This window comes from Neorhizobium sp. PAMB6716 (assembly GCF_058242805.1).
On sequence record NZ_CM177835.1, the window covers coordinates 1,327,174 to 1,342,294 of the forward strand.

Consider the following 15,121-nt stretch of genomic DNA (forward strand, 5'->3'; position numbering starts at 1 on the left):
CGGTAGCGGCGGTGCAAATTGCCGAAAAGAAGGTGTGAGCACAGAGGTCGTAGCGGGTAGTGATGCGCCGTCAGTCTTTCAGTTTGCGAACACGTTTTCGGGTTTGTGGCGCTGGCGATAGAGAGTTTCGTTGTAATCGATTGACTTGTTGCGGCTTTTTGTCGGCGGGATGTACGGTTCGATGCCCTTGTCGAAAAGGGCATGGCGGAACCAGTTGCTGTCATAGCCTTTGTCGCCAAGCAGGCTCGAAGCGGTTGGCAAGGCGTCGATCATGAGCCGATCGCCCGTGTGGTCGCTCATCTGCCCCTCACTCAGAAGCAGGATGAGCGGGCACCCTTCGCTATTGCGGGCCGCGTGCAACTTCGAGGCCAGGCCACTTTTGGTTCGCCCGATACGGCGACACCAGCCCGAGGTTCACTCCGGGCTTGTCGCCTGTGAAGCTGTCAGGGATCGAGTCTGCGCCTCAGTGTGCACCTTCACGCCATCTCGCATGATCCGAATTTGTGCGGTATAAGCGCGCGAACCATGCTTGCGCCGTCGCTCGACGATCGTGCCCATGTTTTGCTACAAAGCCTCTGCCGTTTGCTACGCCGTAGCAATAGCATGATCAAAACGGGCGTCAAAGGGAGCAAACGGCTGCAAACGATACAAATCTGAAAGAGCTTAAGCCCCTATGGTAAAAGGAAAATCCCTGCATTCTAAGGCACCCATCTTCGCCGTCGCACCCATGATCGACTGGACGGATCGGCATTGCCGGTTCTTTCATCGGCAGCTGTCGGCGCGGGCGGTGCTCTATACCGAGATGGTGGTGGCGGATGCGATCATTCATGGGCCGCGGGAGAGGCTTTTGGGGCATGATGCGGTGGAGCATCCTGTCGTGTTGCAGCTTGGAGGGTCGAGCCCGCAGAAGCTTTCCGAGGCGGTGAAGATTGCGGCGGATTTTTCCTATGACGAGATCAACCTCAATGTCGGTTGCCCCTCGGACCGGGTGCAGAGCGGCACGTTTGGGGCCTGCCTGATGAAGACGCCGGAGCTGGTCGCCGAGTGCGTTTCGGCGATGAAGGCCGTCTCGAGTGTGCCGGTGACGGTGAAGTGCCGCATCGGTGTGGATGACCAGCAGCCGGAAGAGGTGTTGCCGGCCTTTGTTGCTGAGATGGCGGATGCAGGCGCCGATGCGGTGTGGATCCATGCGCGAAAAGCCTGGCTGCAGGGGCTTTCGCCGAAGGAGAACCGCGATATTCCGCCGCTCGATTATGATCTGGTGCATGCGGTCAAACGGGATTTTCCTCATCTTTTCATTGGGATAAACGGTGGAATTGCGGATTTGAATCAGGCACTTCATCATTTGAATCATGTCGATGGCGTGATGCTGGGGCGGGCGGCCTATCAGAATGCCGGGCTGCTGACCGGCGTGGACGAGGCGATCTATGGCGCGCCGAGCCGTGAGTTTGACTGGCAGGCGCTGTGCGAAACGATGATGGCCTATGGCGAACGCGTGATGGCCTCCGGCGGGCGGCTGAACCATGTGACGCGCCATATGGTCGGCCTGTTCCAAGGTTTTGCCGGGGCGCGGCGGTTTCGCCAGATCCTCTCTTCGGAAGCGACAAAACCCGGCATCGATCCGGAGCTGATCGCGCGGGCCTTTGCCGCCGTGGATATTGCCGGCGGCCCAACGCGGGGGGCGGAGAGTGCCGCGCGCGCCGACATGGCCGCGAGTGCCTGATCAGGCCCCGGGGCTGATCTCCGCATCGGTTTGCGCGCTGGTCTCCGTCGTGATTTTTGTCAGATAGCGGTGAAGCCGGCGCCAGAAGCGGTTCGGCAGAAGCGAGCGCATCACGGCGGCTGCCGCCGCCATCTGATCGGGATCGGCGTGTTTCGCCCAATCGGCGGGCAGCGTGGGCTGGGCGAAACCGGCGAACATGTTTGAGCACAACCTGACGAAGCAATCGGAATAGGTTTTGTTGCAGGTGACGCTCCTGCCGACGCAGACGGGCAGCCCGTCATCGATCATGGCGCCGCAGCAGCGGCCCGCACGGCGGCAGGCCCGCAGCTTGCAACAGAACTGCGGGTGGCCGAGCCCCTCGGCCACCCGGCGGAGATAGGTCTCCTGGGTAAAAAGCTGCTCAGCCATGGTTCTTCCCCTGTTTTTCGCGCAGGCTAAAGACCCGCGCGGCCGCATCGGCCCGTGGTGAAATTTTTACGAAATCATCAAACCGGTCGGGGCGCTGAGAGCTGCCGCATAAGGTTTGGAATAAATGACACCTCTCAGCGTCCCGTTCGGCGGTTTATGCTCGCGATTGGGGCCTCTCTGCCTGAACCGAAGGCCAACACCTTTGCCGCCGCCCGCGCCGAAAACTCTCCCGGAGGGAAAAGATCCGGACGGATCACGGGCGGCCGATGCCCTCCTTCGGTTCCCCTGTGTGCCGCACAGACACGCCCGGCGCGCTTGCTGGAATGAAAACGGCTAAAGACATCCGATGCCCCGCCATTTCCCCCGTGTCGCCGGAGGGAGACCAATTTCCGCGAACCCTTGTCGGAAAGACCTGCGTCGTCTCTTCCCGCCAAGCGCCGGCCCCGCATCGCCGGCACGCCTGCCGGTGTATCCGCTGCGGGACGGGGGCATTATAGGGGCACGGGCAGGGGGTGGGGAAAATGGGAGCGTGGATTTTTTTTGGTGGGGGTGGGCGTCCGCCTGTTGCGGGGTACTGCCACGAAAGGTCGTCATCCTCGGGCTTGACCCGTGGATCTGCTGGCGGTGGATGTTTTTGGGGGGGGGATTGGTGCCAGTCGTCTCGCGTCGCGGCTGTGGTCACCCCCCTCTGGCCTGCCGGCCATCTCCCCCACAAGGAGGGAGATCACCGCGTGGTTGATGTCCACGTTCTCACCACCATTGCAGGCAATTGCCAAGGTTTTTTGGGGAACCGGGCGGCGGCTTCCGGCTGATCTCCCCACGTGTGGGGGAGATGCCCGACAGGGCAGAGGGGCAGGCCGCAGGTGCCGAACGTTATAGCGCGCCAAAAACCGTGACCCGTTGTCTTCAGGCATAACCGCCGGCGGCGCGCTGTTCGGCGGCGTCGCGCTGGGCGCGGTCGAGATCGCTGTTTTCAGGGGAGGATGTGGCGCTGCCTTGTCCTTCCGGCGCATTCGCCCGTCCGGCATGCGGCGAAGGCAGGTGGCGCGTATCGAAATAGGTGCGGAATGCGGTGATCTTGTTAACGTCATGCTCGAGGACACTCACTCCCCCGTAGGAAAAGCGCTCTCCGGCCATCGAGCCCTCGCTTCTCCACTCCAGAAAGGAAAGGCCGTCGGTATCCTGTACCGCCTTGAAGTCCGAATGGATGTCTTCAAACGTATCGCGATACTGCGACCAGAAATGCGTTGCACCGTCCTGCCCCTGTTCCGCCTGCCGCAGCAGCGGATTGGAGAGGCTGGCCTCCGGCGCAAAAAGCGCCGCGATGGTGGTTACGTCCCGTTCCTGTTCCAGCTGTTGCAGGGCGGATATGAAGGTTTTTGTCAGGTCGGCCATGGGGTTCTCCTCGTGATGGGGTCATGAGGCGAACCGGGAGTGGGGCGAGATGTTCCGGATGCGGCGGTGGATCCTCGGGTCAAGCCCGAGGATGACGGTGGGTGTGGTGGCGGTTGGTGCCACAAGAGAGGGCGGCGGGGGGGCTTTTGCGTTGGGGCAGAGGTCTCGTGCAGATTGGCAGAGTTTGATTGCCGGGAGATTTTTTGGGCAGGCCGCCAACGGCCGTCATCCTCGGGCTTGACCCGAGGATCTGCTGGCGGTGGGCGATGGCTATATGCGCTCTGGCCTCCCTTGCCACAATCAGTGTGAGAATTTTAGCTTGACTGCAACGGAGGATTAACTTCTGCTGCTACAAATAACGCCCAATAGATAACACAAACTCATATGGGTGGAGAGAAAATGAACCCCGTCATACGTGCTCAATTGAGAGAATTCTCTAACGCTAACAATATTGAATCCGAAAGCCAAGATTCTCAGTTCGAAATATACTCAATTTTTTGCGTTGTTACGGGGCTTCTGGGGGAAAATGTAGATGCTTATGACGTTCATTTGAAAGGTAACGAATTCGGAATTGATGGCGTTGCGATCACTATACAGGGCGACATAGTGAGAAATCGCCAGGAGGCAATAGAGAAAATATCGAGTATACAGAACCCTTTAATTGAGTTTATGTTCTTTCAGGCGAAGACGGGGACTGCATACGACTACGGAGATATATCGAAATTTTATGACGCAATTTCAGGTTTTTTCGATGGTGATCTGAAAAATGAAAGCAATACATTAGACGATCTAATGGATGCGGTTGAGGCTATTTACGAAAATGGCGTTGGAAAACGAAATCCAAAAATTAGCTGCTACTATATTACCACCGGAAACTACGAATCTCCTGCGAGGATTGAGAAACTCCGCGATAATTTTCTGTTGAAATTGAACGAAACAAACATATTTGATAGCAAGTCGATCGATGTTTCCTTTGTTGGCGCAAGTGAGCTGCAGAGATTTTACAGGGCTGCCACCAGCGCCGTCGAAGTCGAGATCGAGTTTCCGCGTAATGTGGTTATGCCAGTAAACACTCACGTGGAGGAGGCATATGTCGGTTATATTGATGCTTCGAATTTGCTCCAGCTCTATACTCTAGATGACGCGGAAGGCAATGTCATCGGTGTGAACAGGGCTGTATTTTTTGATAACATCAGGGACTACGACCCTAAATCAAAAATAAACATGTCTATCAAGGACGGGGTGCGGAAATCGGGAGGCTCTGAGTTCGTATTCAGAAATAACGGTATAACCGTGGTTTCGAAAAATATTGACAGGACAGGGGATAAATTCAGGCTCGAGGATTACCAAATCGTCAACGGTTGTCAAACGAGCAACATTATTTACGACCTTGTATACGGCGACGAAGATAATCCCTTAACAAATCTCGACCTTGCCCAGCAAATTCAAGTGCCATTCCGATTGATCGGTTCGAAAGACGATGAGTTTGTTTCTTCTATCATTGTTGGCACAAATCGACAAAATCCTGTTCGAGATGATCAATTCTGGGCTCTTCGGCCATTCATGAAGAGCTTTGAAGAGTATTGTAGGAATCTAGAGCCAGAAGAAGTTATTTACTTTGAGAGACGCGACAATCAGTATCGTCGGATGGATGTTGAACGAACGCGGGTGATGCCACCTGCGATTGTTATGAAGGCTGTAGCCGCCGCTCTGCTTTATCAGCCCCATCGCGCGGCTAGAGACTACCGTGGAATTATTTCTGAGTATGATGAATCGATATTTCTAGATAGTCATGATGTCCGCATATATCATGCGGTTTCATACTTATATTATCGGTTGGAATTTCTCTGGCGCAATCAGAAGCTTGCGAGTGAGTTTAAAACATTCCGATATTATATTCTTGCTGGCGTCGGCCTGTCGATAATTGGCCCAACACCCGTGTTCGGCCTGAAAAAAGCGAAGATAGCGCATCTCGCTCAGGAGATTTTAAACGTCTGCAAAGATGAAGAAGAGTTGAAGGCGCTGGTGGAAAAAATTGTGACGGTAGTAGAGGCGCGCTTGGTTGATATGGGTATTTCAAGCCAGGAGCGGATTCGCGACACAATTAGATCAGAAACTTTCGCCGCGAACTTCAGAGAAAAAATCCTAAAACCTTAATTATGTTTCGACGACGTTGACGCCCCCAGCCCCTCATCCGGCTGCCGCCACCTTCTCCCCGTCGGGACGGGGAGAAGGGCGATGGGGTTAGCGTCCCGGCCGCCCGGTTTTCCCCTTAGTCCGCGACTTGCGTTTCTGGTCGCCTGCGTCCTCGTAGCTGCCGGCGCCGACCTTGCCGCGGACGATGGGGCGGGGGTCGTCCTTGGGCGCGCGGTCGGGCTGGCCTTCGAGGAGGGGTGAAAAGCGTTTGGCGGAGGCGTCGGACGGTTTTTCCGGGAGTTTGCCGATCACGGGTTTTTCGGTGCGGCCGACGGTCATTTCGTCCAGCGTGTTCTTGCGGAACAGCGGTTTTGTGGCGTCTGTGCCGGGACCCATGTCGTCGAGGCTGGGTTTGGCGAAGTAGGAGGTGCCATTGCCTTCCTCCGCCGGGGCGGAATTCCCCTCCCCAACCCTCCCCACAGGGGGGAGGGAGCCGGTCGCATCCGCCGCACCCTTGTTCTTTCTGTCGCCTTCGGAGGCGCTGTGCCTGCTTTTCCCCTCCGGTTTTCCGCTTGTCCGCGGGCCTTCGGCGCGGGTTGCCTCCTGCCTTGCCATCGGGTCATCCATGGAGGCGAGTTCGACGGCTTTGAGGCGCTTGATTTCGTCGCGCAGGCGCGCGGCTTTTTCGAAATCGAGGTCGGCGGCCGCATCGCGCATGCTTTTTTCGAGCGCGTTGAGGTGGCTCTGCAGGTTGTTGCCGACGAGGTGGCCGCCATCGGCAAAACCCTTGCCGCCGCCCTGGACATTGGCGCCTGAAATATCGGCGCGCACGTGGTCGCGCTCGTAGACGCTGTCCAAAATGTCGGAAATGCGGGCTTTCACCGATTCAGGCGTGATGCCGTGTTCGCTGTTATAGGCGACCTGTTTTTCGCGGCGGCGCGCGGTTTCGTCCATGGCGCGCTGCATGGAGCCGGTGATCTTGTCGGCATAAAGGATGACCTTGCCATCGACGTTTCGCGCCGCACGCCCGATGGTCTGGACGAGCGAGGTTTCCGAGCGCAAAAAACCTTCCTTGTCGGCATCGAGAATGGCGACGAAACCGCATTCGGGAATGTCGAGGCCTTCGCGCAACAGGTTGATGCCGACGAGCACGTCAAAGGCGCCGAGGCGGAGATCGCGGATGATTTCGATACGCTCCAGCGTGTCGATGTCCGAGTGCATGTAGCGCACGCGAACGCCCTGCTCGTGGAGATATTCGGTGAGATCCTCGGCCATGCGCTTGGTCAGCACGGTGCAGAGCGTGCGATAACCTTTGAGCGCAGTTTCGCGGATTTCGCCCAAAACATCGTCCACCTGGGAGCGGGCGGAGCGCACTTCCACCGGCGGATCGATAAGGCCCGTGGGGCGGATGACCTGTTCGGCAAAGACGCCGCCGGACTGTTCCATCTCCCAGTTGCCCGGCGTGGCGGAGACGGCGACCGTCGGCGGGCGCATGGCATCCCATTCCTCGAAGCGCAGGGGGCGGTTGTCCATGCAGGAGGGCAGGCGAAAACCGTATTCGGCAAGGGTGGCCTTGCGGCGAAAGTCGCCGCGATACATGCCGCCGATCTGGGAAACGGAGACGTGGCTCTCATCGATAAAGAGGAGGGCGTTGTCGGGGATATATTCAAACAGCGTCGGCGGCGGCTCGCCGGGCCGACGGCCGGTGAGATAACGCGAATAGTTCTCGATGCCGGCGCAGGAGCCGCTCGCCTCCATCATCTCGATATCGTAGCGGGTGCGCTGTTCCAGACGCTGGGCTTCCAGCAGGCGGCCGCCTTTTTCAAGCTCGGCCAGGCGCAGTTTCAGCTCTTCCTTGATGGATTTGATCGCGCCGTTCAGCGTGGGGCGGGGGGTGACATAGTGCGAATTGGCGTAGATTTTCACCGATTTCAGGTCGCCGGTCTTGTGGCCGGTGAGCGGATCGAACTCGGTGATGCTGTCGATCTCGTCGCCGAACAGCGAAATGCGCCAGGCGGCATCCTCCAGGTGGGCGGGGAAAATCTCGATCGTATCGCCGCGCACGCGAAAAGAGCCGCGGACGAAATTGATGTCCTGGCGTTTATATTGCTGGGCCACGAGATCGGCGAGCAACTGGCGCTGGTCGATGCGGTCTCCCAGCTCCATCTGGAAGGTCATGGCGGTGTAGGTTTCGACCGATCCGATACCGTAAATGCAGGAGACAGAGGCGATGATGATGCAGTCGTCGCGCTCCAGAATGGCGCGGGTGGCGGCGTGGCGCATGCGGTCGATCTGCTCGTTGATCGAGGATTCCTTCTCGATGAACGTATCGGAGCGCGGCACATAGGCTTCCGGCTGGTAATAGTCGTAGTAGGAGACGAAATATTCCACCGCATTGTCGGGGAAAAAGTTCTTGAACTCCGAATAGAGCTGGGCAGCCAGCGTCTTGTTCGGCGCAAGGATGACGGCCGGGCGCTGCGTGGCCTCGATGACCTTTGCCATCGTAAAGGTCTTGCCAGAGCCGGTGACGCCGAGCAGGACCTGGGAGCGCTCGCCGGAGTTGATGCCTTCGACGAGATCGTGGATGGCGGTCGGCTGGTCGCCGGCGGGCTCGTAATCGGAGGCCATGCGGATCGGGATGCCGCCCTCGGATTTTTGCGGGCGCGAGGGACGGTGCGGCGTCCACATCTTGCCGTCCTTGAACAGCGGATTGCCGCTTTCGATCAGTTTAGATAGCGCATCGACGGTGGCGGTGACAGCGCCGGGGGCGAGCGACTGAGCGTCTTCGAGCGAGATATCCATGCCGGCGACCGGATTGAGGCCGGCAGCGGCGCGCGTCTTCGGATCGGACGACGCGCCGATGGAGACACCGCGCGACGTCTTTTGCGAGGTGGTGTTTTTCGCGGTGGTCGGTTTTGCCGCTTGGCGGATCGCTTCCTCGCGGGCGGCGATCTCGATCTTCTTGCGGTGTTTGCCGGCCTTGGAGGCGATCTCGCGCTGCGTCTCGATGCCGGAGAGTTCGGCTTCGGCTTCCAGCTGCTTCACCCAGTCGCTGACCGAGCCTTCGAGCGGCGCGCCTTCGAAGCCGGCCTGGGGCGCCTCTTCGAAACCGGAGATTTTGGCCGGACGGGAGGTCTGGGATACGGATTTTTTCGGAGCTTTCGACATGCCCGGAATATGGAGGGAGTCCTCTGGAAATGGAAGGGTGCAGCGAAACAAATTGGGAACGGATTTGACGAAAAGGTGAGGTTACGCTGAGTGGCGTTCCGTGTTTATAACAGGCTCGACTGCAAGACTCGTCCGTGGCTTCCCGCCGCCGACGTGCCATGAGAAAGAAAATGCCCATGTTGTCTCTCGAAAAGCGGCAGGCGCTGAAAAAGAGCATGCCGCGCACCATGCTGTCGCTGCACCACACGGAAAACTGCCGGCTGCTGCCCAACCGCACCGAGCTTCTGCACCGCCTGCCGCATGGTGGCGTGGCCGCGGAAATCGGCGTGGCCTTCGGTGATTATACGCGCGAGATCATGGCGTATAACAAGCCGCGCCAGCTGCATCTCATCGATGCCTGGGACCTCAGCCGCTACAATGAGGGCTATGAAACGGTGCGCTCGGCCTTTGCCGAGGAGATCGCGGCAGAGCGCGTAAAGCTGCATGTCGGCGGTTCCACGGACATGCTGCCAACATTTGCCGATGCAACCTTCGACTGGGTGTATGTCGATACCGACCATTCCTATGAAAACACCTGGAACGAGCTGGTTCTGTGCCATGCCAAGGTCAAGGCCGACGGGCGCATCTGCGGCCATGATTTCTGCACCGGCAATGTCATCAAGCCGGTAGTCTATGGGGTGGTGCAGGCGGTCAACCGGTTTTGCGTCGAGTTCGACTGGCAGTTCGAATTCATGACCGTCGAGCCGGACGCGCATTTTTCCTATTGCCTGAAGCGGCTTTAGGCCTGCTGCGGAACAGGTTTCCCGCCCATAGGGAACCGCAACCGTGGCCTTGCGTTGCAGTGCCGAAAAAGACCGCAATCTCAGACCGCTTCCGTCACAATCCTGCGTCATGGTCCGTGGGTTGCAAAGGGTGATCTCATGGCTCCTCCTCCATCCAGCCTCGAAACGACCGGCCTCTCCGCTGCCACGCTGGCGGCGCGCCGTTATGGCTACGGGCTGAAACCCGGCGAGGCGCCGGCCGCCGATGTGGAAGCGCTGATGCTGCAGCTGAAGCGCGGCAGCGCGGCAAAACCCCGTTTTCCCCGCGACGGCCTAACCGGCCGGCGCGAGACGATCGGCCGGCTCTTGACGGTGCGCGCCGTGGAGGCAAAGGCAGCGCTCGAGGGACGCCCGAACCCCGGTCTTCGCCGGGAGACGCAGCGCGAGGCGGAACGGTTTTTCGTGCGCGACGTGCTGGCGCGGATCGGCCAGGCCGTGGCGTCCGAAAACGGCTTTTTCGAACGGCTCGCCAGTTTCTGGATCGACCATTTTTCGGTGAGCGCCCGCAAGGCCTATGAGATGCGGATGATCGTGCCGCTGTTCGAGGCCGAAGCCATCCGGCCCAATCTGGCCGGCTCGTTCACAGACCTCTTGCGCGCCGCCATGCTGCATCCGGCCATGCTGATCTATCTCGATCCTGAACAGCCGGGCGGGCCGATGCCGACAGCACTTTTGCGCAGCGGCAAGGGGCTGAATGAGGCGCTGGCGCGCGAACTCCTGGAACTGCACACGCTGGGCACCGGCTATACGCCCGACGACGTGCGGGGCGCATCCCTCATTCTCGCCGGCCTTTCTCTGGACAGCCGCTCGCTGGAAGTGGCCTATCAGCCGCCGCCCGCCGAACCGGGCACGCTGGCGCTTCTGGGCAAGACCTATGGCGCGGAGGGGCGCAGCGGCAGCGACCACCTGACTATGCTGGAGGATCTTGCGGCCAGGCCGGAAACCGCGCGCAATATCTGCGCCAAGCTGGTGCGCCATTTTATTGCCGACCAGCCGCCGCAGGAAATCGTCGATCAGATGGTAGCGGCGTGGAGTGAAAGCGGCGGCAACCTGACGGCCGTCTACCGCGCCATGCTGGAGCATCCACGTGCCTGGTCGGGAGAGACCGGCAAGGTCATTCCGCCGTTCGATTTCGTCGTGTCGGGCCTGCGCGCCTTCGAGCAGAAGGGCGACGAATTTTCGACACTGGCCAAGGCTGCCGAGCTTGACGATACGGCGGAGGCGAGCGGGACGCCAGCCAAGGGGCCGGCCGTGCAGCAGCCGGCGGTGGCGCGCGCGCTGACATTCCAGGCGCTTTCGCGGTTGGGCCAGCCGGTGTGGCAGCCACCAAGTCCCGCCGGTTTTCCCGACGACGTGGAGGCCTGGCTTTCCGCCCGCCAGTTATCCGAACGGCTGGCCTGGGCACGGCTTGCCGCGCGCACGCTGGGCCGCGATCTTGACCCGCCGACGTTTCTTTCCGCAACGCTTGCCGATGCCGCGCGCGACAGAACGCGCCAGGTGGTGGCGGAGGCGCCGACCAAGGTGCATGGCGTGGCGATGGTGCTGGCGTCGCCGGAATTTAACAGGAGATGAGCATGGCCGGATCGGCTTTTCCCCCGCTGTCACGCCGCGGCTTTCTTCTATCTGCCGGCAGCGTTGCCGCGCTGCCGCTGATGCCGAACCTGTCGCTGGCCGCCACCCCCGGCGACAACCGCTTCGTGACCATCATCCTGCGCGGCGCAATGGATGGGCTTTCGCTGGTGCAGCCGCAGAACGATCCGCTGCTGAAAACGCTTCGGCCAAACCTTGCGCTGACGAGCGATGACGGTCTTGTCGATCTCGATGGCTTTTTTGGCCTGCATCCGGGGGCAGCGGCCCTGATGCCGCTCTGGCAGGCGCGGGAGCTGTCTTTCGTGCATGCGGTGGCGACGCCCTATCGCGGCGCCCGCAACCATTTCGAAGGGCAGGACGTGCTGGAGACCGGCAGTGTGGAGGGTAAGGCGCTGCGCACCGGCTGGCTCAACCGCGCGCTGTCTCTGGTGCCGCGCTCGGCCTCGCGCAAGGCGATGGATATCACCGCCGCCATGGAACTGGTTTTGAGCGGGCCGAGCGAGGCGGATGTGTTTGCACCAGCCGCCGATTTCGCACTGGCACCGGACGAGTTGCAGTTTCTTGAGCGTCTCTACGACGAGGATGAGGGATTTGAGACGGCTCTCTCGGGCGCGGTGACGGCGGGGGCCGCATCGGGCCATCTTTATGACGATGCACAGAGGCGCAGCGGCATGGTGGAGACGGCGCGGCTGGCCGGCAGCATGCTGAAGGCCGATTATCGTGTCGCCAGTTTCTCGATCAACGGCTGGGATACGCATGTTGATCAGGCAACGCAGTTTCCCAAGGTGGCCGGCGATCTCGCAGCCGCCATCCTGTCCCTGAAGGAGAGCATGGGGGAGGCGGCCTGGCAAAACACTGTGGTGCTGGCCGCCACCGAATTTGGCCGCAGCGTGCGCCAGAACGACAACCTCGGGACGGAGCACGGCACGGCAAGTGTTGCGATCCTCGCCGGCGGCGCCCTCTCAGGCGCGGCTACGCCCGAGGCAACGGCCCCCGGACTTGGCGGGCGCATCGCGGGCCGTTGGCCCGGCCTCTCGGATGACGCTCTTCTCGACGGTCGCGACCTTGCCCCGACCGCCGACCTGCGCGACATCGCCGCCGCCATGCTGCACCGCCAGTTCGACATCACGCCGGGCAATTTGACGAGCAAGGTGTTTCCCGGATTGTCGTTCGAGGGTGCCAAGGCGTATTTGTGAGGGGTTTGGGAGATGCTGCGGTGTCCGAGCTATTCGCTTCACCGAACCCAAGGCGGTGGGGCTTTACCCCCTCTGCCTTGCCGGGCATCTCCCCCACAGGTGGGGAGATGATCGTGTGGTGGACGCATCCACCTACAAAAACTGACGGTCGAAATTTCCAACGCTCGCGTAAAGCTGGGGCCTTATTTCCAGGCTGTTCTCCCCACCTGTGGGGGAGATGCCCGGCAGGGCAGAGGGGGACTTTCTGCTTTGTCAAAGGGGACCCGCCGCTATCACCCCGCCGGAATGGCCGTCGGTTGGCCGGCGGCGTCGAGGGCGACCATGATGAAGGTGCCTTCGGTGACCTTTTCGGGGCTGCCGATGCGGGCGCGGTTGACCCAGGCTTCCACTTGCAGCGTGATGGAGGTACGCCCGATGCGGGTGATGTCGGTATGGATGGAAAGCGTGTCGCCGATCTTGACCGGATGGCGGAAGGCCATTTCCTTGACCGCAGCGGTCACCACACGACAGCGCGACCGTTCGCCGGCGCGGATGCCGGCGGCAAGGTCCATCTGGGCCATGACCCAGCCGCCAAAGATATCGCCGGCCGGATTGGCATCTCCGGGCATGGCAAGGGTCCGAAGCGTCAGTTCTCCTTCGGGGGCGGCTTGGTCGGTCATGCGGGCTCCTTTTTTTCGCTCGATCAGTTGGGCCTGACAACTGCCGCATGGAACACGGTGTTGCACAGGCATAGACCGCGACTTTAGGAGGGGTCCGGGCGGCTGGCAATGGAAGTTGCGGAGAGGTCAGCCTTGCGCAAACGGCCGTTGTTGTGGCGCGGTCATGATGACAGGTCGCGATTTGTGCATGCTGGCCTGATCATGCGAGGCTCTGCCGGTGCGCGCATGAGGAGGCGACGGCCGGCGGCGGAATTGTACTTGCCGCGCGGCATCGAAACGTCGATGAAGGGGCACGATGAATTTTCAGGATTTGCCGATGACCGATCTTACCGCCGCCCGGCATGCCGTTCTAACACGCGCCTATGATGCCTTCCTGTTCGACATGGATGGCACTCTGGTCAACTCCATCGCGGTGGTGGAGCGCGTCTGGCGCGACTGGGCCGTGGCGTATGGTCTTGACGTCGAGGACTTCATGCGCCGGCTGCATGGCGTGCGCGCCATCGATGTTATTCGCCGCGAAAATCTGCCCGGTGTCGATGCCGAGGAGCAGGCGGCCATCATCCTTCAACAGGAGCTTGATGACGTCGATGGCATCGTGGAAATCGGTGGTGCCGTGGATTTCCTGCGCCAGCTGCCGGATGACCGCTGGGCCATTGTGACATCCGCGCCGCGGGCACTTGCCGTCAAGCGCATGGCGGCGGCGGGAATTCCGACACCGGATGTGCTGATCTGCGGCGAGGACGTGGCAAACGGCAAGCCGGACCCGGAAGGTTATGCCAAGGCCGCGCGTCTTCTCGGGTTTGCCCCGGAAAACTGCGTGGTGTTTGAAGATGCGCCGGCCGGTGTAGAGGCGGCCCGGACACTGCGGGCTGGCGTCGTGGTGATCACGGAGACGCATGAAACGCCTTTGGCCATCGATGAATTCTCGACACCTGATTATCGCGGTATCACCGTTGCGGTGACACCGGCCGGCGATCTCCAGCTCCGCCATCGCTGACCGTCTGGTCCGGGGCGGATCATCCGATGCGCGTCAGGCCGTTTTCGCTGCGGATGATGTTGACGAGCGTGCGCAGCGCCGGATGGCCGTGGCGGCGGCTGTCGTAATAGATGTGCAGCGGATCTCCGGGGGAGGCATGGCCGGGAAGCACGATCTCCAGGCTGCCTTCCGCAAGCTCGTCTGCAATACGCGCCTCCAGCAGGTAGGCAAGGCCCATGCCGGCCTTGGCCGCCGAAATCGTGGTCGCGGTGTCGTTGATCGTGATGAGGCCGGGCACCCGCACACGTGCGGCACTTTCATCCTGTCCCAGTTCCCAGCGATACCAGGAATTGTCGCCGAGCAGCAGTTGCAGGCCGGTATGCTCTGCAAGATCGGCGGGCACGGTTGGCCGGCCATGGGTGTCGAGATAGGCGGGGGCGGCGGCGATGACCCAGCGTTGCGGGCCGGTGAGTGCGACCGCCACCATATCTTCCGGCACGTGATGGCCGTAGCGGATGCCGGCATCATAACCTTCGGCGGCAATCTCGATCGGGCGATCGTCGACAACGACCGTCAGGCGCACGTCAGGGCATTGCCGGGCAAATTCCGGCAGCGCAGGCGCGATGAGGAGATGCGCGGCATCGGCAAAGACATTGATGCGCAGCTCGCCGAAGCGTCCGGCACCCGGTGCTTCCAAGGCTTCCAGCGCCGAGCCGATGGCATCAAATCCGTCACCGATCTTGCGGGCAAGATCGAGGCCGAGATCGGTGGGAGAGACCGCCCGGCTGGTGCGGTTGAGCAGTTTTGCATCCAGCCGCGCTTCCAGCCGGCGCATGGCATGGCTGGCCGCTGACGCCGTCAGGCCAAGTTCGATGGCGGCCATCTTGAAGCTGCGCCTGCGGACGATGGTGAGGAAAAGGCGAAGATCGGCAAAATCGATGCGGTCGAGCGGATACATGAACCGTGTTCATCGTTTGAATGAATAGACGGCAAGTTAAACCATGCGGCGCCCTGTGCCGCAACCGTTATGATGCATTCAACGAACCGGA

12 protein-coding genes are annotated in these 15,121 nt (G+C 60.7%); 6 read left to right on the forward strand and 6 right to left on the reverse strand.

The genetic code is table 11. The features are described from left to right. Nucleotides 1-78: 78 nt before the first annotated feature. On the reverse strand, nt 79-393 hold the full coding sequence (locus AC4CWH_RS06385; RefSeq protein WP_491321370.1) for a transposase: 315 nt from the start codon (nt 391-393) through the stop codon (nt 79-81). A gap of 280 nt (nt 394-673) precedes the next feature. On the opposite strand from AC4CWH_RS06385, the gene dusA reads away from it, so the two are divergent. Further along, nucleotides 674-1,723 carry a tRNA dihydrouridine(20/20a) synthase DusA gene (dusA, locus tag AC4CWH_RS06390; RefSeq protein ID WP_491320872.1) on the forward strand — a complete coding sequence of 350 codons (1,050 nt, stop codon included), beginning with the start codon at nt 674-676 and terminating at the stop codon, nt 1,721-1,723. On the opposite strand, the gene AC4CWH_RS06395 is transcribed toward dusA, so the two are convergent. Together AC4CWH_RS06395 and AC4CWH_RS06400 are read right to left on the reverse strand one after the other, a co-directional pair. Continuing rightward, the gene (locus AC4CWH_RS06395; RefSeq protein ID WP_491320873.1) at nt 1,724-2,131 is read right to left on the reverse strand and encodes a hypothetical protein; all 408 of its coding nucleotides are present in this window, start codon (nt 2,129-2,131) and stop codon (nt 1,724-1,726) included. 906 nt (nt 2,132-3,037) lie between these two features. Then, entirely contained in the window at nt 3,038-3,526 is a 489-nt protein-coding gene (locus AC4CWH_RS06400) for a nuclear transport factor 2 family protein (RefSeq protein WP_491320874.1), read from the reverse strand. 399 nt (nt 3,527-3,925) lie between these two features. On the opposite strand from AC4CWH_RS06400, the gene AC4CWH_RS06405 reads away from it, so the two are divergent. Beyond that, nucleotides 3,926-5,683 carry an AIPR family protein gene (locus tag AC4CWH_RS06405; RefSeq protein ID WP_491320875.1) on the forward strand — a complete coding sequence of 586 codons (1,758 nt, stop codon included), beginning with the start codon at nt 3,926-3,928 and terminating at the stop codon, nt 5,681-5,683. An 87-nt stretch (nt 5,684-5,770) separates the two neighbouring features. On the opposite strand, the gene uvrB is transcribed toward AC4CWH_RS06405, so the two are convergent. Next, nucleotides 5,771-8,830: an excinuclease ABC subunit UvrB gene (gene uvrB, locus AC4CWH_RS06410; RefSeq protein WP_491320876.1), complete on the reverse strand. Its 3,060-nt coding sequence runs from the start codon at nt 8,828-8,830 to the stop codon at nt 5,771-5,773. 176 nt (nt 8,831-9,006) lie between these two features. On the opposite strand from uvrB, the gene AC4CWH_RS06415 reads away from it, so the two are divergent. The 3 genes from AC4CWH_RS06415 (at nt 9,007) to AC4CWH_RS06425 (ending at nt 12,437) form a co-directional block, all read left to right on the forward strand. Beyond that, complete coding sequence (locus AC4CWH_RS06415) at nt 9,007-9,612, forward strand: class I SAM-dependent methyltransferase (RefSeq protein ID WP_491320877.1); 606 nt, start codon at nt 9,007-9,009, stop codon at nt 9,610-9,612. Between the two features lie 138 nt (nt 9,613-9,750). Then, nucleotides 9,751-11,223, forward strand: coding sequence for a DUF1800 domain-containing protein (locus AC4CWH_RS06420; RefSeq protein ID WP_491320878.1), 1,473 nt, complete (start codon nt 9,751-9,753; stop codon nt 11,221-11,223). A gap of 2 nt (nt 11,224-11,225) precedes the next feature. Continuing rightward, nucleotides 11,226-12,437 carry a DUF1501 domain-containing protein gene (locus AC4CWH_RS06425; protein ID WP_491320879.1) on the forward strand — a complete coding sequence of 404 codons (1,212 nt, stop codon included), beginning with the start codon at nt 11,226-11,228 and terminating at the stop codon, nt 12,435-12,437. 272 nt (nt 12,438-12,709) lie between these two features. Here AC4CWH_RS06425 and AC4CWH_RS06430 read toward each other — a convergent pair whose 3' ends face one another. Next, on the reverse strand, nt 12,710-13,096 hold the full coding sequence (locus AC4CWH_RS06430) for an acyl-CoA thioesterase (RefSeq protein WP_491284989.1): 387 nt from the start codon (nt 13,094-13,096) through the stop codon (nt 12,710-12,712). A gap of 316 nt (nt 13,097-13,412) precedes the next feature. On the opposite strand from AC4CWH_RS06430, the gene AC4CWH_RS06435 reads away from it, so the two are divergent. Continuing rightward, nucleotides 13,413-14,093, forward strand: coding sequence for an HAD-IA family hydrolase (locus tag AC4CWH_RS06435; protein WP_491320880.1), 681 nt, complete (start codon nt 13,413-13,415; stop codon nt 14,091-14,093). A gap of 19 nt (nt 14,094-14,112) precedes the next feature. Here the strand turns inward: AC4CWH_RS06435 and AC4CWH_RS06440 are convergent, their stop codons facing one another. Continuing rightward, nucleotides 14,113-15,030 carry a LysR family transcriptional regulator gene (locus AC4CWH_RS06440; protein ID WP_491320881.1) on the reverse strand — a complete coding sequence of 306 codons (918 nt, stop codon included), beginning with the start codon at nt 15,028-15,030 and terminating at the stop codon, nt 14,113-14,115. Nucleotides 15,031-15,121: the final 91 nt, after the last annotated feature.

What these genes read in the sequence shown, in the direction of transcription:
- dusA (WP_491320872.1), top strand. Translation starts at nt 674, where the DNA reads ATGGTAAAAGGAAAATCCCTGCATTCTAAGGCACCCATCTTCGCCGTC.
- AC4CWH_RS06395 (WP_491320873.1), bottom strand. Translation starts at nt 2,131, where the DNA reads ATGGCTGAGCAGCTTTTTACCCAGGAGACCTATCTCCGCCGGGTGGCC.
- AC4CWH_RS06400 (WP_491320874.1), bottom strand. Translation starts at nt 3,526, where the DNA reads ATGGCCGACCTGACAAAAACCTTCATATCCGCCCTGCAACAGCTGGAA.
- AC4CWH_RS06405 (WP_491320875.1), top strand. Translation starts at nt 3,926, where the DNA reads ATGAACCCCGTCATACGTGCTCAATTGAGAGAATTCTCTAACGCTAAC.
- uvrB (WP_491320876.1), bottom strand. Translation starts at nt 8,830, where the DNA reads ATGTCGAAAGCTCCGAAAAAATCCGTATCCCAGACCTCCCGTCCGGCC.
- AC4CWH_RS06415 (WP_491320877.1), top strand. Translation starts at nt 9,007, where the DNA reads ATGTTGTCTCTCGAAAAGCGGCAGGCGCTGAAAAAGAGCATGCCGCGC.
- AC4CWH_RS06420 (WP_491320878.1), top strand. Translation starts at nt 9,751, where the DNA reads ATGGCTCCTCCTCCATCCAGCCTCGAAACGACCGGCCTCTCCGCTGCC.
- AC4CWH_RS06425 (WP_491320879.1), top strand. Translation starts at nt 11,226, where the DNA reads ATGGCCGGATCGGCTTTTCCCCCGCTGTCACGCCGCGGCTTTCTTCTA.
- AC4CWH_RS06430 (WP_491284989.1), bottom strand. Translation starts at nt 13,096, where the DNA reads ATGACCGACCAAGCCGCCCCCGAAGGAGAACTGACGCTTCGGACCCTT.
- AC4CWH_RS06435 (WP_491320880.1), top strand. Translation starts at nt 13,413, where the DNA reads ATGACCGATCTTACCGCCGCCCGGCATGCCGTTCTAACACGCGCCTAT.
- AC4CWH_RS06440 (WP_491320881.1), bottom strand. Translation starts at nt 15,030, where the DNA reads ATGTATCCGCTCGACCGCATCGATTTTGCCGATCTTCGCCTTTTCCTC.